The sequence below is a fragment of the Parabacteroides sp. KHUB-01 genome (genome assembly GCF_056640935.1).
The window spans coordinates 3,447,828-3,467,957 of sequence record NZ_CM153256.1; the positions used below are offsets into that span (position 1 = coordinate 3,447,828).

Below are 20,130 nucleotides of genomic sequence, written 5' to 3' on the forward strand. Positions count from 1 at the left end.
AGGGTGCCGTGAGGCAACCTCCTTTATATTTTCCCTTCCCACACAAAACAGTTCTGGAAATTCTCTTTTAAAGATGTCATTTCTTTGAAAATACCAAATACAGATGAACCGGAACCGGACATTGAAGCGTATATCGCTCCTGATTCATATAATTTCTTTTTTATTTCAGCTATTTGGGGAAATTGAGGAAAAACACTTTTCTCAAAGTCGTTAACCATTAAATCCTTCCATTCTTCTACCGGATGTTTTATAATCTCTTTAAGTGATATTTCCGGAACTAAAGGTTTTGCATTTGAATATGCTTGAGGTGTGGAAACCGAAATATCAGGTTTGACAAGGCATAAATATAAGCCTTCCAATGAAAGTTCTATCGGTTCAAAGATATTTCCTATGCCTGAAGCAAACACAGGTTTGTTGTTGATGAAAAACGGGCAATCCGCTCCGATTCTTGATGCGATATTTTCTAATTTATCATTACTGATATTCAATTCGCATACTTCATTCAACATTTTAAGCATAAATGCAGCATCAGAAGAACCTCCGCCCAGTCCGGCTCCAAAAGGAATGTTTTTAAGAAGATAAATGTTGAATTTCGGTAATTCATATTCCTCAGCCAGGATATTGTATGCTTTAACAACAATGTTCTTTTCCGCCGGAACATCTATTTTTATACCACTTTGTGTGAATTTTGTCTCATTTGCAGGAATTATTTCCAACGCATCTTTTACCGGAATAGGATAAAATATTGTTTCTATGTTGTGATAACCGTCAGGACGTTTGCTAACTATATTAAGTCCAAGATTGATTTTTGCGTTAGGGAATGTCAACATATTATTAGTGAATTAAATAGTTATATTTTGTGTATTTTTGATATTACAAAAATATGTGAAATATATGTTTTGGTAATATTTTTATTCAAAATATTTTTTGTAGTTAGAGAAAATCACATATATTTGCAATACAGAATTACAGAAAAAGCTTAAAGAGTTAAGCCGCACTTGTTCGATTGGGAAACTCATCAAATTTTCACAATTCCGAGACATAGCTCTTATCGTTAATGGCGGGCCGCGCCCTTCGGGGTATGCTTCGCACGGCGGATTACAAAGACGGTAAAGCACTCAAATCCTGTCATACGGAGTTTGTTCATATCTACGGTGCGGCTTTTATTATACAAAAGGGGATTTTCCTAACGGAATTTCCCCTTTTTGCTTTTATACTATCCAGGTTTGTATATAATATTCATATTCTCAAAAATACATCTAGACCTATCACTAATTGGGGCCGTATATATTTGGATTTAGGTTCGACCCTATGCTCATTTTCTTCCGTAAATATTTTTATTTCCTTCAAATCTTTCAAGTCTTATGTTCGAACATTTTTTGTCTTTTTATTATGCATTCCAACAACCATTAATCCCTCCACAAAATCTGCCGATGTTTCTAGGAAAACGTAGGCGGCTTTTTTCAGAAACATAGGCAGCTTTTTTTCAATATATCCTGTTTTTGCTAAAAGATTTCGCTTTCAGTGGATTTCTTATACGGAACAGATTCCTTATTTGGATATAAAATCTTGTGAAATAGAATAAAATAAGTAAATTTGTGAAATATATTAATACAATAAACATTACACATTATGTTATTGCCAAAGCAAACTAAACAAATAATTATTGGAGCAGTTTCTTTCTGCATGTTGGGAATCGTTGGTTGCAGTGATGAAGCTGTTCAGCTAAATTCTAACCTGATTCCAAAGCCGCAGAGCATGCAATTCCAGAAAGGATTCTTCAAAACTGACAGTGCTGCTCTTTTTGCAGAAAATTCTGATAAGGTAAAATATCAGATTGTTGACGATTTGGCTTCGCAGGGAAGTGAAGCATATCGATTGACAGTTGACAGTAAGGGTGTAAACATTGAAGCCGCATCAGATGCCGGATTGTTTTATGCACAGCAGACATTGCTTCAGCTCCTTCAACCGGAAGGACTTCCTTATGTGACAATTTCAGACAGTCCTCGTTTCCCTTATAGAGGTTTGCACCTAGATGTTTCCCGTCATTTCTTCCCAAAGGAGGAAGTGATGAAAATCATTGATGTGATGGCGTTCTATAAAATGAACCGTTTGCATTTTCATCTTACTGATGCCGGTGGTTGGAGAATTGAGATAGATAAATATCCACGTCTGACTAGCCATGGTTCTGCACGTACAGAATCAGACTGGCGTAAATGGTGGGATGGCAAAGACCGTAAATATGTACTGGAAGGAACTGAAGGCTCATATGGAGGATACTACACAAAACAGGACATTCGTGATATCGTTGCCTATGCTTCCAAGAAACATATTGTAGTGCTTCCGGAAATCGAATTCCCCGGTCATTCAGAAGAAGTATTTGCTGCTTATCCTGAGTTATGTTGTAAGGGAAAACCTTATACAGGCGGTGATTTCTGTATAGGAAATGAAAAGACATATACTTTCATGGAAGATGTTCTGACTGAAATCATGGAGCTTTTCCCTTCTGAATATATACATATCGGAGGCGATGAGGCAGGAAAGGGCAACTGGAAAACTTGTCCGAAATGTCAGGCTCTTATGAAAAAGGAAGGAATGAAGCATGTTGACGAATTGCAGAGTTATATGATTCATCGTGCAGAAGAATTCCTTAATTCAAAAGGTCGTAAACTTATCGGATGGGACGAAATTCTTGAAGGTGGACTTGCTCCGAATGCAGCCGTTATGTCATGGCGTGGCGAAGCTGCCGGTTTCAAATCTGCAAGAATGGGACATGATGTGGTTATGACTCCGGGTAATTATATGTATTTCGATTTCTATCAGGCATTCCCAAATACTCAGCCATATGCCATCGGTGGTTATACTCCGATAAAGAAAGTGTACAGCTATAATCCTATACCGAAAGATTCATTGACTGCTGAGCAGGAAAAACATTTCCTGGGTGTTCAGGCTAATACATGGACAGAATATATCCCTACAGAAGAACATCTTGAATATATGATGTTCCCACGTGCTTTGGCAGTGGCCGAAATTGGATGGACAGCTCAGGAGTTGCGTTCGTGGGATGACTTCAAGCCTCGAATGAATGCTCACATACCTATTCTGCAGAAGAAAGGAATAAATACTTTCACATTGTCGAATGAGATTGAAGTGACAATGTCGGTTGATACATTGCAGAAACAGATTTCTGTGTTCCTTGATGCAGAGAAGTATCCGGCGGAAATAAGATATACAACAGATGGTACAACTCCTGATGCTTCTTCAGCATTATATAATGGCTCTATTATGGTAAAAGATTCTGCAGATATCTGTGCCGGAATATTTGTTGACGGAGCTTTGCAGGGCGAACCGACTGTAAAACGTGTGGATTATCACCGTGGAATAAACAAGCCGATAAAATATAACAGCAAACTATATCCGGGTTATATGGCAGGTGGAATGAATGCGTTGCTCGACGGTTATCGTGGAGGACTTACGTATCTGGACGGACGCTGGCAGGGGTATCTTGATAATCTTGATTGTGTAGTTGATATGGGCGAGGTGACAGAATTGCATAAGATATCTTCACGCTGGATGCAGCTAATCGGTCCGGGAGTTTATCAGCCTGAAAACGTAGAGCTGTTGACATCTGAAGATGGTGTGAATTTCACTTCTCAAGGTGTTGTTCCAACTAATATAGCAAAGGATAACTCAGATTTACTTTTTCAGGAATATACTTTTGAAGGAAACTGGAAAGCACGCTACGTGAAAATCAAGGCAAAGAATCCTAAAGGATTTATTTTCGTTGATGAGATAGTAATATGGTAATTCGGGTTGCAAGTTAATGGGAAAACAAGTTGACAAGCATTTCTGAAAAGAATAGTGTTGATTTTTTGTTCTTGTAATTTGTAGAAAAAGTTAAACCGAATTAGAAACTCAAAAACTCAAAAACTCAAAAACTCAAAAACTCAAATTATATAATGAAGAAACAACTCTTAAGTTTATTACTGTGTGGAGGTTTGGTAGCCTCTGCACAACAGCCTGTAGATTATGTGAATCCGTTTATCGGAACAAGTAACTATGGGACAACAAATCCCGGCGCAGTATGTCCGCAGGGTATGATGAATGTGACTCCTTTCAATGTGATGGGTTCGGAAACCAACAAGTTTGATAAAGACAGTCAGTGGTGGTCAACTCCTTATTCATCAGATAATGACTTTTTCACCGGATTTTCTCACGTTAACTTGAGTGGTGTGGGATGTCCTGAACTTGGAAGTTTGCTACTTATGCCAACAACCGGAGAATTGGACGTGGATTTCCGTAATTACGGCAGTCACTATAAGAACGAAGTTGCAACTCCAGGATATTACAGTACAACACTGACAAAATACAACATCAAGGCAGAAGCAACAGCTACAATGCGTACAGGATTGAGCCGTTTCACTTTCCCTAAAGGACAGGGAAATATTTTGCTTAATTTGGGAGAAGGATTGACTAATGAAACCGGCGCTTCAGTTCGTTTCGTTAGCGACACAGAAATCGAAGGAAGTAAATTGCTTGGAACATTCTGTTATAATCCTCAGGCTGTTTTCCCAATATATTTTGTCATGAAGCTCAGCAAAGCTCCAAAAGAAAAAGGTTATTGGAAGAAACAGCGTGAAATGAAAGGAGTGGAAGCCCAGTGGGATGTTCATTCCGGAAAATATAAACTATATACAAAATATAATCGCGAAATGAGCGGTGATGATATTGGTGTATGGTTTAAGTATGATACAGAAGAGAACGAGCAGATTTCTGTTAAAGTGGGCGTTTCTTTTGTCAGCATTGAAAATGCGAGAGAAAATATGGAGCATGAAATCAGCGGATTCCCATTTGATGAAATTCAGAAAGCAGCGCGCGACAGCTGGAACAATGACCTTTCACGCATTCAGGTTGAAGGTGGAACAAAGGACGAAAAGACTATTTTCTATACAGGACTTTATCATTTGCTGATCCATCCTAATATCCTTCAGGATGTGAACGGTGAATATCCTAAGATGGAAAGCCTTGAAGTTGGCAAAACAGACCGTAACCGTTATACTGTGTTCTCTTTGTGGGATACATACAGAAATGTAACAACTTTGATGACTCTTCTTTATCCGGACCGTCAGCTCGACATTATCAATACTATGATTGATATGTATAAGGAAAACGGTTGGTTGCCTAAGTGGGAACTTTACGGTAGAGAAACATTTACAATGGAAGGCGACCCTTCAATCCCATATATTGTTGATGCATATATGCGTGGTTTGCGTGATTTCGATGTCAACACAGCATATGAAGCTATGCTGAAAGGCGCAACAACTCCTGGTGAATATAACTTACTTCGTCCGGATGCCAATGATTATTTCAGCAAAGGTTATGTTCCTTTGCGTGAGCAGTTCGACAATTCTGTTTCACATGCATTGGAATATTACATTGCAGACTGGAACTTATGTTTGTTCGCTAAAGAATTGGGCAAGAAAGATGATGCAAAACTATTCTATGACCGCTCAATGGGATATAAACATTATTATTGCAAGGACTTTGGAACATTGCGTCCTATTTTGCCTGACGGAACATTCTATTCTCCGTTTGACCCAAAACAGGGTGAGAATTTCGAGCCAAGTCCCGGATTCCATGAAGGAAATGCTTGGAACTATACATTCTATGTTCCTCATGATATAAAAGGTCTTGCAAAATTGATGGGCGGACAGAAGAATTTTGTTAACAAACTTCAGAGCGTGTTCGATGACGGAAACTATGATGCAGCAAACGAACCGGATATTGCATATCCATATTTGTTCAGCTATTTCAAGGGTGAAGCCTGGAGAACTCAGAAGGAAGTGAGAAACATTCTGAAAACCCGTTATCACAATGCTCCTAACGGAGTTCCGGGAAATGAAGATGCCGGAACAATGTCAACTTGGGCAATATTCTCAATGCTTGGTTTCTATCCGGCTTGTCCTGGTGATGTAAACTTCGTTCTTACATCTCCAACTTTTGACAAGGTGACAATCAAGCTCGACAAGAAATATTATCCAAAAGGTGAATTGGTAATCGAGTCAAAACATTCTTCTCCTGAGTCAATATACATCAAGGATGTAAAAGCCGGAGGAAAGAAACTTAAAGGCTTTACTATTTCACATGAAGATTTGGTCAATGCCGGTAAACTTGAATTTACTTTGAGCGAGACTTATAAATAATCAGAAGTTTTTATAGTCAATTATTGGGAAAAACAGAGTAATGCACAATAAATAAGCGTTACTCTGTTTTTCTATTTTATAGTATGTGAGTAGTTATGATGAAAGCCAAATGATTGGCATATTTCCTCGAAATAAACATATAAACCAGTTTGTCAAATATCTTTCAAAACCTAATTATTTATGTCATTTTTACGGAAAATAGATTTTTATGCTAACTCACAAATTATTGATTTTCCTCTAAAATCATCAAATCCCCAGCTTTTTCTGATTCGTTTCAGAAAATGATTGCAATGATTTCAGTCAATTATCTAAATCGTTCCATAGTGTCTTCACAATGATTTGGAGCAATCATTGTAATCATTGCTTGAAGTCATTGCAATCATTTTTTTAACACTAGCTTTTTATACTGAAAAAGCCCCGTTTCTAACAGGAAAATACGTAAAATTACTGTATTTTACTCTCAGGAATGAAGAATTATATCTACTTATTATGACTGATAAAATGTAAGGAATGTCAGTTGAATTTCATTCTTTATGCTTTAGCACATAAGGTTTCATTGTGATGATTTCTTTTTCATGTAAGAATAATAAAGAAGTTCCTGACAATTTGTATTTTCTTAATTCTATGAGACTGCCATCAATTTGAACTTCCTGCAATTTGTGTTGAAATAATGGATTCTCAGCCTACTTAATTTGTCATTTTGTTATTATGACAAAATGTAAGTTAGTTGTGTATATTCTTGATTCTTGTAAATTTAAACTAACAGAATTAAACTTTCTTTAGAATTTACTTGTTTTAAAATAAAAAGCTTTATGGATCGTACCATTAAAACACATTTACGCATTTCTATGGTAACATGTTTGCTAGGTATTTCTTTGGGAGTAAAGGGGCAAATAGGATTAATATCCACAGACACATTGCGGATAGATTCTTTAAGATTAGAAGAAATCAAAGTAGGATATGCAGTTGGAAATCAACAGACTTTGTCTGGCGCTGTCGATAAGGTCTCCGAAGATCGAATGAATAAAGGATTTGTTACTACACCGTTGGAAGCTTTGAGCGGACAATCGGCTGGAGTAAGTATCTCTTCGGGTGAAAACCGTGCGGCAATGCTTTCATCGGTTCGTGTCAGAGGTACTACTTCTCTGACAGGTGGAAATGACCCGTTGGTTATTATTGATGGCGTGTCAGCTGATTTGAGTGCGTTAAATACGATTTATCCTGCAGATATTGAGAGTTTCACTATTCTGAAAGATGCTTCGGAAACCGCCCAGTATGGATCGAGAGGTGCTTCTGGCGTAATAGAGGTAGCTACCAAGAAAGGTAAGAGCGAATCATTTCGTGTAAGTTACACGGGTAATTATGGTGTTCAGTCTGTTTACAAGAATATAGAAATGTTATCTGCTGATGAATTCAGGGCAGTATCACGGCAATTAAATATGGAGATTTTGGATTTAGGGAATCAAACTAATTTCCCAAAAGAGATTACACGTCTGGGAGTTATGCAAAATCATCATATTGCTTTTGGAGGAGGAACAAATACTACCAATTATAGAGCTTCTATTGGTATGATGGATAGTAAAAAGGTGGTTCAGAACGATGATTATCAAAATTTTACTGCGAAGGTTAACCTGTCTCAGAAAGCTTTTCAAGATCGTTTCCAATTAGATATGGGATTGTTTGGTTCTTTACAAAAGAACAATTATCTGACAGATATACAAAAGACTTTTTACTCAGCTGCAACATTTAATCCTACATTCCCTAATCATAAAAATCTTGAAACTGGTTCATGGGATCAGATTACGAATGCCAGTCAGATAACAAATCCTTTAGCATGGTTGGAAGTTCTGGATGACGAATCGAATGCGCATTTTAATACACATATGAAACTGTCTTTACTATTGAATAGGCATTTGACATTTTCAGTTTTTGGTTCATATTCTTATAATGTAATAGAAAATTCGCAGTATTTGCCAACTTCGGTTTGGGCTCACGGCCAGGCATATAAAGGTGAGAATAAAACGGAAGATTTGTTGGGAAACATTATGCTGAATTATACTAATGTGTGGGGAAAACACAAATTGGATGTTTTTGGATTGGCAGAAGTACAGAAAACAATTCTTTCAGGTTTTTATACGACTGTGACGAACTTTACTACTGATAAATTTGGATACAATAATCTGCAGGCAGGAGCAGTTCGTCTGTGGGATGGAACAGGGTCGTTTTATGAATCACCAAGATTAGCTTCTTTTTTAGCTCGTTTTAATTATGTGTATGATGGAAAGTATGTTTTGACAGCCAATGCTCGTGCAGATGCATCTTCGAAAGTAGGAGAGAATAATCGTTGGGGATTCTTTCCTTCAACATCTTTTGCCTGGATTTTGTCAGAAGAAGGTTTCCTGAAAGATATATCGTTTTTAAGTAATCTCAAACTTCGTGCTGGTTATGGAGTTTCGGGAAATTTAGGAGCTATTGATTCATATAATTCTTTGCAGTTGATGAAACCTAATGGTGTAGTTTCGGTAAATGGAGCTCCTACAGTTACTATGGGAGTAATCCGAAATGCTAATCCGGATTTGAAATGGGAAGTTAAACGGACAGCAAATATAGGGCTAGATGTTGGCCTATTTCAGAACCGTTTGATTTTGGCTGCAGATTATTATTATTCCAAAACGAGCGATATGTTATACCTGTATGATGTAGGCGTACCACCATTTGCTTATAATAAGTTGTTAGCCAATTTAGGATCTATGCAGAATAGTGGCTTTGAATTGGGCTTAGGTATCACTCCGCTTCAAAAGAAAGATATGGAATTGAATATCAATCTCAATGTCGCTTTCCAGAAGAACAAACTTTTATCGTTGAGTGGTATGTATAATGGTCAATACATGTCGGCACCACAATATACTCCTATTGCTAGTTTGAATGGAGCAGGTTTTCATGGAGGAAACAACCATATTGTATATCAGATAGTGGGAGAATCATTAGGCGTTTTTTACTTGCCACATTGTACAGGATTGGTTGAACAAGCTGATGGTAGTTATAGATATGAAGTGGCTGATTTGAATGGAAATGGTGTGAATATTGAGGATGGGGAAGATCGTTATGTTGCTGGACAGGCTACGCCAAAAGCAATGTTGGGTTCAAATTTCAGTTTTCGTTATCGGAACTTCGACGTTTCTCTTCAGATTAATGGTGCATTCGGGCATAAAATTTATAATGGTACAGCATTGAGCTATATGAATATGGGAAGTTTTCCGGATTACAACGTAATGAAAGAAGCTCCAGAAAAACGTATCAAAGATCAGACAGCAACAGACTATTGGTTGGAAAACGGTGACTATATTAATTTTGATTATCTGACAGTTGGATGGAATATACCTTTGGGTAAACTTAGAAAATATATTAGGTATTTGCGTTTATCTGCGTCGGTAAATAATTTAGCAACCATAACTGCATATTCTGGTTTGACACCTATGATAAATAGTTCAATTGTAAACAACACCTTGGGCGTTGACGATAAGCGGAATTATCCTGTATCCCGTTCGTATTCAATTGGTTTGAATTTTCAATTTTAATATTAGTCAGGTATGAAGAAGTTAAATTTGTTTCTAAGTATAATAAGTCTTTTCTTGCTGATGGGATGTAGTAAATTTTTGGAAGAACATCCTCGTGATCAGATTTCGGAAGATGAAGCTTTTGATACGCCAGTAAATATTTATTTGAATACAGTTGCTACCTTATATAATTACATAGGAGGAAATAAAGATAGTCAAGGTCTGCAGGGCACATATCGTGGAGTGTATGATTTGAATACGTTTACAACGGATGAGGCTATGCTTCCAACACGAGGTGGAGACTGGTATGACGGAGGTTTCTGGCAAGGATTGTTTTTACATCGTTGGGGAACTAATAATTATTCTATTCAGGCAACATGGGAATATTTGTATAAGGTTATTGTGTTAAGTAATAAATCTTTGGAAATATTACAGAACTTACAGGAAAAGTACCCGGATTATAATTTGTCTCCTTATTTGGCAGAAGTACGGTCAATCCGTGCTTTATATTATTATTATTTGGTAGATCTTTTCGGTCGTGTTCCTTTAGTGTTGTCATCGTCCACTCCAATGCAAGATGTAAAACAAAGTGAAAGAAGTGAAGTTTTTCATTTCATTGTGGATGAGCTTCAGACAGCATTACCAGATTTAAGCTTGGAACGAAGTAATTATCCGGGTGATTATTATGGACGCATAACACGTCCGATTGCTTTTTTTCTATTGGCTAAACTTGCTTTGAATAGTGAAGTCTATTTGCATGATAATTGGACGACATCTGAACGTCCTGACGGTAAATCAATTTATTTTAATGTAGGAGGCAAATCCTTGAATGCCTGGCAAACAACTATTGCCTATTGTGATTCGTTGGCAGTCTGTGGTTATCAGCTTGCTCCTTCTTATACAGACAACTTTAAAGTTTATAATGAAGGCTCTGAGGAGAATATTTTTACTATTCCAATGGACAAGAATTTATATACTAATCAAATGCAAAATCTTTTCCGTTCGCGTCATTATAATCACGCAAAGGCTTATGGATTAGGTGGAGAGAATGGCTCTAGTGCAACTATTGAAGTGCTTAAAACATTTGCGTATGGAACAGATTCGGTTGATAGTCGTTTTGATGCTTGTTATTTTGCCGGAGTTGTATTGGATTTGAATGGAGATACTGTTCGTTTGGATAATGGAACAGTTTTGGAGTATCTCCCTTGGGATATCCAATTGGATCTTTCAGGATTAGCTTCTGAAAAAACTGCTGGAGCACGTATGAAGAAATATGAAGTGGATAGTCAGGGTACTAAGGATGGAAAATTATCTGATAATGATATTGTTCTTTTCCGTTATGCTGATGCCTTGTTGATGAAGAGTGAAGCAAAAGTACGAAATGGAGAGAATGGTGATCTCGAATTGAATGAAGTTCGTCGTCGTGCAGGAATGTCGGAACGGAAAGCTACACTTGAAAATATTTTGGCAGAACGTCAATTAGAGTTGGCTTGGGAAGGATGGCGTCGTCAGGATTTAATTCGTTTCGGTCTTTTTACGCGGACTTATAGCAGTCGTTCACAGTTACCACAGGAAGAAAACGGTTATACAACTGTTTTTCCAATTCCTGATAATGTTCTTACTCTTAATAAACTTCTGACACAGAATCCTGGATATTGAATTAAATAGTGATAGAAAAAACATTGTATAGGAATATTTAATAATAAGATGTGATTATATATAAAAGAATAAACATTTAACATTGAAAATAATATAAATACATAATTGTTGTGTTATAAAACATAATTAACTAAATTTTGCAAATTCTCTTTTAATAGATGGAAATCATAATTTATTTTAGATTCAAATCTGAAATAATATTCCAAATATGGAAAATGTATTGCCAAATATGGAAAAAACGGAAGAGAATTATAAAGTGCCTAATTTGGAAAAAGGACTGGCGGTTTTGGAATATCTGGCTTTTAATTCTGAAGGTAAAACATTGCAGGATATAAAAAGCTCACTTGATATTTCACAAACTACTGCATATCGTATTCTGAATACTTTGGTCCGTTTGGAATATTTGCAGTATTCCGATGAAAGTAAGCAATATACACTTTCCAGAAAGATGCTTACCCTTGGATTCAGAGCATTGAATGAGCATAGTATGCTTGAGATAGTATTGCCTTATCTTAGGAAACTAAGGGATGAAGTAAAGGAAACTGCTTGCTTTGGAATATTAGGCAATGAGAAAGGTATTTTTATAGAACAGGCTCAAGGACATCATACATTCCGTTTTGTCCTTTCACCGGGCAAATCTTTCGATTTGCATTGTTCTGCGCCAGGAAAAGCTATTATGGCCTACCTGCCAAATACTGTTCGTGACAGATATTTGTCGTTGATGGAGTTTCATCCATATAATGATAGAACTATAGTGACAGCTAAGGACTATTTGGAAGAGTTGGAAAAAGTTCGTAAGCTGGGTTATGCAATGGATAACGAGGAAGAAATGAGTGGGGTGATATGTGTGGGCGCTCCGTTATTTAATTATATTGGATATCCTTGTGGGGCGATTTGGATTTCCGGACCAAAGGATAGACTTAAAGGAAAAGTTCTGACATCAACCATTTCGGCTGTTAAGAACACATCAACAGAGATATCTAAGAAGTTAGGATATATTAAATGAAAAACGCAAAATAAATATTGTTACAAGCCATGAAGATACATGTTTCGTTATATAGAAAATTATTGGCATTATGCCTTTCCGGTTTTGTCAGTTCAGTGTTGTTTGCTGGCAATCCTCCTTTTTTTACAACTGATATAATAAAGGGAAAATCCGGTGAATTAATATTGACTCAGAAAGGAACAAAGAAAGTTGACATCTTTTCACCTGATGGAAAAACTTGTTTAAAATCTTTTCCTGTTGATGCTGTACCAACTGGGGTTTTGTTTGCTGATAATCATTTATATGTAACGACATCTGAAAATCGTGGTATGTTGCAAATACTGGATGCGGAAACTGGAGCGATGCAGTATGCAATACCAACTGGGATGGGAGCTTGTCACCCTATGATGAGTCCGGATGGAAAATATATTTATGTGCTTAATCAGTTCAAGAATACTGTTTCAGAGATTGATTTGGCTGCACATAAAGTTGTTCGCGAAGTTTCGGTTTTGCGTGAACCCAGATCTGCAGTGTTTACTGCTGATGGAAAATATATGTTCGTGACAAACTTTCTGCCTGCGCAAAGAGCTGACCTTGATGTGGTGGCAGCATGTGTGTCAGTCATTGACATGTCGTCTTTTGAGAAAGTAAAAGACATAAAGCTTGCAAATGGAAGTAATGCTGTTCGTGGAATGTGTATTACTCCTGATGGCAAATATATATATGTTTCTCATAATTTGGGAAGGTTTACAGTACCTACTTCTCAGTTGCAGCAAGGTTGGATGAATACGAGTGCATTCAGTATTATAGATGTAGCTAATCAGGCATTTGCAGGAGTAGTGATAGTTGATGATCCCGATAGAGGAGCAGCAGGTATCTGGAGTATTGATTGTGATGAAAATAATATTTATGTCAGTCATAGCGGAACGCATGAAGTAAGTATTATCGACCATAAAGCAATGCTTAAGAAATTCGAGGCTTACCCTGATAAAAGTCGTTTGGATTATGACCTGACATTTCTTTATGGATTAAGAGAACGTGTTCCTTTAAACGGTAATGGCCCGAGATGTATGTTGCTTGACGGTGGGGAACTGATTGTTCCTACATATTTCGCGGATGAATTGAATTTCGTTGATGTAAATACCTCTGAAGTTAAATCTGTTTTTTTGAATCCTAACAGAGAGGAAACAATGGAACATAAAGGTGAAAAATATTTCAACGATGCTACTCATTGTTACCAGAATTGGCAGAGCTGTAATGGCTGTCATCCTGGTGACGGACGAACTGATGGAATGAACTGGGATTTGATGAATGATGGAGTAGGTAATTCAAAGAATTGCAAAAGTATGCTTTACAGCCATGTCACTCCTAAATGTATGATTTCAGGAATTCGTGAATCAGCTGAGGTTGCTGTAAGAGCTGGTTTTAAGTTCATACAGTTTTACGAACCTGATGAAGAAATGGCGAAATGTGTTGATGCATATTTGAAATCACTTCGTCCTGTTCCAAGTCCATATCTTGTAAACGGGGAATTATCAGAAAAGGCAAAAGAAGGACGTAAAGTCTTTGAAAAATTAAAATGTGGTGAGTGTCACAGCGGACCATATTTTACTGATTTGAAAATGCACCGCATAGGCGATGATATAGAATTTGAACAAGGTTGGGATACTCCAACTCTTATTGAAGTTTGGAGAACTGCACCTTATTTGTTTGACGGACGTGCTGCAACATTGGAAGAAGTATTCAGTGTGCATAAGCATGGTATAGAAAAAAGAGTGTCGAAGAAAGACATTGAAGCTTTGACAGAATATGTTAATTCATTATAAGAATTTGTGGAGTATGAATTACTGCGATAGAATTCAGTATAATATCTGGACAACTGCCGATGCCGATATGGAAGAGATGGTTGACAAACTGTTGTTAAACCTTCCGACAGAACAGTTGGTTTTGCGTCTTGTATTTTTCTGCCGACATACATCTAATGAAGAATATGTTGAGCAGAAGAATTATCTGATGAAGAAATTAAGATTGTTCTGTGGTGATAAAATGCCTGTAGTTTCTTTGGTCTCACAACCGGTTATGGGAGCAGGTATGGCATTGGAAGTTCATAGCTATATACCAGGAACAAACGATATAATAAAGTTTTGCTCGGAAGGGGATTCTTCATATATATTGATAGAGAATAAGGAAGCGAAGTTTTTGTTTGCTGGGGGATTCCAGGCTGATGTGTTGAGATTGAATATTGCAGAGCAGTCTAGTAAAGTATTCTCTTCACTTGGAAATATTTTGAAGAAAGAGGGTTTTCCTATTAATTCAATAATTCGTCAGTGGAATTATATAGAGAGAATTACTGATTTCGACGGAGATGACCAACACTATCAGTCATTTAATAATGCTCGCAGTGAGTTCTATAATAATGTTACTTGGGATAATGGATATCCTGCGGCAACAGGTATTGGTGCGTATTTTGGAGGAGTATTGGTTGATGTCGATGCTGTCGTTTTTAAATCTGACAATTGCTATGCTACTCCTATAAATAACAGATTGCAGGTCGCTGCACATAAATATTCAGAAGAAGTCCTTGAACATTCAGGAAAGATAAAGTCTACACCTAAATTTGAACGTGCAAAGAGTATGACTTTTGATAATCAAGATATTATATATATATCTGGTACGGCTGCGATACGTGGAGAAGAGAGCCTTAAAGGTGTAGGTTTGAAGCAACAACTTCATACAACTATGGAGAATATTGCAGAATTGATAAAAGAAGGTAAACATGAACTTTTGCGTGTTTATCTTAAGAGTGATTCTTTTTACAGAGAGTCAAGGAAACTGCTTAAAGAATATGACTTGACTATACCTGTGATTTATCTTCATGCAGATGTTTGTAGAGATGAATTACTTATTGAAATAGAAGGTATAGCTAAAAGAAATAATTCTAAACAATAAATAAAATAAATATGAAAAAAGTAAATTCAATGAAAATGCTGTTGGCTGCAGCAGCCCTTACAGCATTCACTTCTTGTAACAATCAGTCAAATACATCAAAAGACTGTGAAGAAGACTGCTGCAAATCAGAACAACCATGTGAAACTAAAAATAAAAAAGCTATGACTTATTCTAAAAAGTACACAAATGCCGATTTCTATAAAGACGGCAAATTCCAGCAGGATGTAGCTATCGAAGCTATGAAAGATATGTTTGCTTTCTATGATGTTCCTTTCACTGATTTGATGGCAAAAGAAATGTGGGTAACAGATTTCGGATTAGGAGATTTTGAAAATGTAGGTATGGGTGGTATTTTCTGGGTTAATGACCCTGAATATGGATATTTCGCTCACGCAATTTATCTGTTGCCTGGTCAGATGATTCCTGAACATGCACACGTAAAGACAAAATTCCCAGCTAAACATGAATCATGGATGGTTGAAAAAGGTTGGGTTTATAATTTCTCAGAAGTTGGAGAAGAAACACCTAATGCTCCTGCAACACCTGCAACTCATGGCCCTATCAAGAGCAAGAATTTCGTAGTTCAGAAAGTTGGTGATGTTTTGCGTTTGAAACAGTTGGAAACATTCCACTTTATGATGGCTGGTCCGGAAGGTGCTGTTGTTTCTGAATGGGCATGTTATCACGACAATGACGGCTTGAGATTTACAAACACAAAAGCTGCATTATAATCAATTTTTATTAGTTGACACTAAATCCATATACATGAATAGAATGCATATTCTTGTATCAGTTATGTTATCATCTTCTCTTGTTGCTTTCGGGCAAAAGCAAGAGAAGGTTGATAACTGGATTGATGCATCAGTTAAAACAAAGGCAGAATTGAGAACAGTTTTGCAAAAAGCTCAGATGCCGATTGAGTCGGCATGGATGAAGGCTAAGCAGACTGCGGCTCCAATTTCTGCGAATATAGAAGGGCTTGAACAGCTTGTTCTTGTTACTTCTGAAGGTCCTGATGGAAATTCTTGGGACTGGGGAACTTGGGCAAATGCCAAGTTAATCCGTAAGGATGGTTCTTCTGTGTGGTTGGACGAATTGGACCCGGTTTATTGGGAGTCTGGTTCCGGCAGCATATCAAAAAATAAAGATTTATATGGAAAACCATTGGTAATTGACGGCAAGAAATATGAACATGGTATCATGTGCCATGCCAATGGTGTTATGGTCTTTAATCTGGGTAAAGAATTTTCTCGTTTTGAAGCTGAAGTCGGAGTTGTTGATGAATCAACAGTAGGTAGCGTATACTTCAAAGTGATGAATGTATATCCTAAGAACGAGGCAAAATCATTGATGGCTTCTTTCCCGGAAGAAATAGGATCGTTAAATGCAACAGTCAACGGTTTGGAAAATTGGTTGGCTTCAGCTGATAACAGTGTTGAAAAACAGGCTATCCTGAGCATTGTTGAGCAGTTGCAGAAGAAAGATTATTTCAAAGCTGAAGTAAATAAAGTTGCTGCGGAGAAGGACTTGAATAAGCAGCTTACTTCATATTTGAATTTGTACGAAAAAGTACAGAAGGTTTATACTCTTCAGAAAGAGCTTAAATGGCTTAATATGGAAGCAATCAGACTTGCTTTCAATGATATGAAGGGTATGAAAGGCTACGATAGCAGTAAATATGCTTCATTGTTGTCTGAATTGGAATCTTTGGTAAAGAAAGGTTTCGATGGAATGTATAGTGGTGATGCATCTGCTGTTGCTTCAGCAGAAAAGGCTATCGCAAACAAAAGAGCTATTTTGCTTTCTAACCCTTTGCTAGACGGTGATAAAGTTGTAGCTGCCAGATATAAATTGGGTGCTACTGCTCACACTGCTATGGCTCCTCAATTGGGAACTCAGGCAAACAACTGGAGTAACCAGGAGTCTGCGCGCCGTGAGGGTTTTGATGCGGATATTGTTGAGTTGACAAATTTACGTGGTGATGTAAATGTTCGTTCTGTTTACAAGCCATCAAATACATCTTCAATCGCGGACTTGAAACTTCATTGGGATGGTGACAGAGTGATGTTCACACAGACAATGGACGACAAGAGATGGAATATCCATGAAGTCAAATTGGATGGAACAGGATATCGTCCATTGATGGAAATGCTTGAGCCGGATTTGGAATTCTATGACGGAACATATTTGCCTGATGGTAGACTTATTGCCATTTCAAATATCGGTTATCAGGGTGTTCCTTGTGTAAGCGGTGACGACCCTGTAGGAAATATGGTTCTTTATGATCCAAAGACAAAGACTATGCGCCGTTTGACATTTGACCAGGATGCAAACTGGAATCCTGTCATTATGAATAACGGTCGTGTTATGTACACTCGTTGGGAATATACAGATTTGACTCACTATTACACTCGTATTGTGATGCATATGAATCCGGATGGAACAGAGCAAAAGGCTTTGTATGGTAGTGGTTCAATGTTCCCTAACAGTACATTCGATGTGCAGCCATTGCCAGGACATGCTTCTTCATTTGTCGGCATTATTTCCGGACACCATGGTATTGCACGTTCAGGACGTATGATTGTGTTCGACCCAAACAAGGCTCGTGCAGGTGCAGCCGGTATGGTTCAGGAAATTCCGTATCGCAATCGTCCGATTGTTGAAGAAGTGAAGGATGAATTGGTAAATGGCGTATGGCCACAGTTCATCAAACCAACAGCACTTAACGACAAGTATTTCCTTGTTTCAGCTAAATTGGATCCTAACGGTTTGTGGGGCTTGTATTTGGTTGACGTGTATGACAACGTAACTTGCTTGATGGAGAGCGAAGGTGAAGGATATATTAGTCCTATTGTTGTCCGCAAGACTAAAACACCTCCGGTAATTCCTGATCGTGTTAAATTGAATGAAAAAGAAGCAACATTCTTCATTCAGGATATTTATGAAGGCGAAGGCTTGAAAGGAATACCTCGTGGAACAGTTAAGGAATTGCGTTTGCATGCTTATGAATATGCTTATGTGAAGACTACATCAGACCATAACTGGCATGGTATTCAGTCAGGATGGGATATCAAGCGTAATTTGGGTACAGTTCCTGTAGAAGAAGACGGTTCTGTTATTTTCAAGGCTCCTGCTAATACTCCTATTTCTATTCAGCCATTGGATAAGGATGGAGTTGCTGTTCAGTGGATGCGTAGTTGGGTAACTGGCCAGCCTGGTGAGGTTGTATCATGTATCGGTTGTCATGAAGACCAGAACCAGATTGCAATACCTAAACGAGTAATTGCTTCACAGAAAGAGCCTTCTAAACTGAAGACACCGGAAGGTGGCGTACGCTCATTTACTTTCGATTTGGAAATTCAGCCTATTTTGGACAGAGCTTGTATTGCCTGCCATAACGGAGAGAAAGCATTTGATTTGCGCGGTGGTAAGAAAGATAAACTTGGATATGGAACTTCATATTTGAATTTGCATCCATATGTTCACCGTCAGGGTGGAGAAGGTGATATGCAGGTTCTTAATCCTTATGAATATCATCCAAATACAAGTGAACTTGTTCGTCTGTTGAAACGTGGACATGCAAATGTTAAGCTGACAGATGAAGAATGGCGCAAATTGTATAACTGGATTGATTATAATGCACCTGATAAAGGATATTTCAATGCAAATGTTTTGACTTGTATTCCTTATAAGGGCTATGATCAGATTGCTCGCCGTAAAGAACTTACAGACAAATATGCTGGTGGTGCAGGTGTTGACTGGAAGAAGGAAATAGAAGATTATGCTGCTTATCTGAAAGGAAAAGGAGAAATCAAACCTGTTATGCCTGAACCATTACCTCCAGTCAAGGAAAAGACGGTGAAAGCTAAGAACTGGCCGTTTGGTGCAGACCAAGTTAAGGAAATGCTTGCCGACGAAAAAGAAACTCGTAAAGTTATTGAATTGGCTCCTGGTATTAATATGACATTTGTTCGTATTCCTGCCGGAGAATTCGTAATGGGTAGCTACAATGGTCCGTCTGATACATATCCGACAACTAAAGTCAAGATTAAGAAGGCATTCTGGATGGCTGAAATCGAAACTACAAACGAGCAGTTCAGAACTATTTTCCCAAATCACGACAGTAAGTATATGGACCAGCAGTGGAAAGACCATGTTGTTCCTGGATATAAGGCTAATGACCCTGATCAGCCAGCAATTCGCTTGAGCTATAACGAAGCAATGGAGTTCTGCCAGAAACTTAGCGAAAAGACTGGTCTGAACGTGACATTGCCAACAGAAGCTCAGTGGGAATGGGCTTGCCGTGCAGGTAGTGATTCTGACTTCTGGTTTGGAAATATGAACTCTGATTTCGGTAAGAAAGACAACTTGGCTGATAAGACAACATTGAAACTTGCAGTTAGCGGTATTGACCCTCAGCCGATGCCTACGACTTCAATGTGGTACAAATACTACATCTTCCTTCCTAAAGAAGAAAATGTAGATGATGGAAGCCTTGTTCAGGTTCCTGGTAAGAAATACGAAGCAAATCCGTTTGGTTTGTATGATATGCACGGAAACGTAGGCGAATGGACTCGCTCTGACTATGTGCCATATCCTTACAAGGAAAATAGCAAGGTTGAAGCTGAATATAAGGTTGTTCGTGGTGGTTCATTCATCGAACGTCCTAAATTCTCAACAGCATATTCTCGTAAAGGATTCTATCCATATCAGAGAGTATTCAATGTTGGTTTCCGTGTAATAATCGAAGATTAATCTTTAAATATAAATTTAATTA

At 37.8% G+C, this 20,130-nt stretch carries 10 protein-coding genes; 9 read left to right on the forward strand and 1 reads right to left on the reverse strand.

Going from position 1 to position 20,130, the window contains the following annotated elements; translation table 11 throughout:
• Window positions 1-23: 23 nt before the first annotated feature.
• Window positions 24-830, reverse strand: coding sequence for a 4-(cytidine 5'-diphospho)-2-C-methyl-D-erythritol kinase (gene ispE, locus ACYIAR_RS14595; RefSeq protein WP_480330603.1), 807 nt, complete (start codon window positions 828-830; stop codon window positions 24-26).
• Between the two features lie 802 nt (window positions 831-1,632).
• Here ispE and ACYIAR_RS14600 point away from each other — a divergent pair.
• The 9 genes from ACYIAR_RS14600 (at window position 1,633) to ACYIAR_RS14640 (ending at window position 20,108) form a co-directional block, all read left to right on the forward strand.
• A complete protein-coding gene (locus ACYIAR_RS14600) occupies window positions 1,633-3,807 on the forward strand; it encodes a glycoside hydrolase family 20 protein (RefSeq protein ID WP_480330605.1) in 2,175 nt (724 codons plus the stop codon).
• 152 nt (window positions 3,808-3,959) lie between these two features.
• Complete coding sequence (locus ACYIAR_RS14605; protein WP_480330607.1) at window positions 3,960-6,203, forward strand: GH92 family glycosyl hydrolase; 2,244 nt, start codon at window positions 3,960-3,962, stop codon at window positions 6,201-6,203.
• A gap of 812 nt (window positions 6,204-7,015) precedes the next feature.
• Window positions 7,016-9,781, forward strand: coding sequence for a SusC/RagA family TonB-linked outer membrane protein (locus ACYIAR_RS14610; RefSeq protein ID WP_480330609.1), 2,766 nt, complete (start codon window positions 7,016-7,018; stop codon window positions 9,779-9,781).
• 60 nt (window positions 9,782-9,841) lie between these two features.
• On the forward strand, window positions 9,842-11,419 hold the full coding sequence (locus ACYIAR_RS14615) for a RagB/SusD family nutrient uptake outer membrane protein (protein ID WP_480333671.1): 1,578 nt from the start codon (window positions 9,842-9,844) through the stop codon (window positions 11,417-11,419).
• A 208-nt stretch (window positions 11,420-11,627) separates the two neighbouring features.
• Window positions 11,628-12,425: an IclR family transcriptional regulator gene (locus ACYIAR_RS14620; RefSeq protein WP_480330611.1), complete on the forward strand. Its 798-nt coding sequence runs from the start codon at window positions 11,628-11,630 to the stop codon at window positions 12,423-12,425.
• 29 nt (window positions 12,426-12,454) lie between these two features.
• Window positions 12,455-14,230 carry a cytochrome D1 domain-containing protein gene (locus ACYIAR_RS14625; protein ID WP_480330613.1) on the forward strand — a complete coding sequence of 592 codons (1,776 nt, stop codon included), beginning with the start codon at window positions 12,455-12,457 and terminating at the stop codon, window positions 14,228-14,230.
• A 13-nt stretch (window positions 14,231-14,243) separates the two neighbouring features.
• Window positions 14,244-15,353 (forward strand): chorismate transformation FkbO/Hyg5 family protein, encoded by a 1,110-nt coding sequence (locus ACYIAR_RS14630; protein WP_480330615.1) that lies wholly within the window; start codon window positions 14,244-14,246, stop codon window positions 15,351-15,353.
• 11 nt (window positions 15,354-15,364) lie between these two features.
• Window positions 15,365-16,084, forward strand: coding sequence for a cupin domain-containing protein (locus tag ACYIAR_RS14635; RefSeq protein WP_480330617.1), 720 nt, complete (start codon window positions 15,365-15,367; stop codon window positions 16,082-16,084).
• Window positions 16,085-16,118: 34 nt separating this feature from the next.
• Window positions 16,119-20,108, forward strand: coding sequence for an SUMF1/EgtB/PvdO family nonheme iron enzyme (locus ACYIAR_RS14640; RefSeq protein WP_480330619.1), 3,990 nt, complete (start codon window positions 16,119-16,121; stop codon window positions 20,106-20,108).
• Window positions 20,109-20,130: the final 22 nt, after the last annotated feature.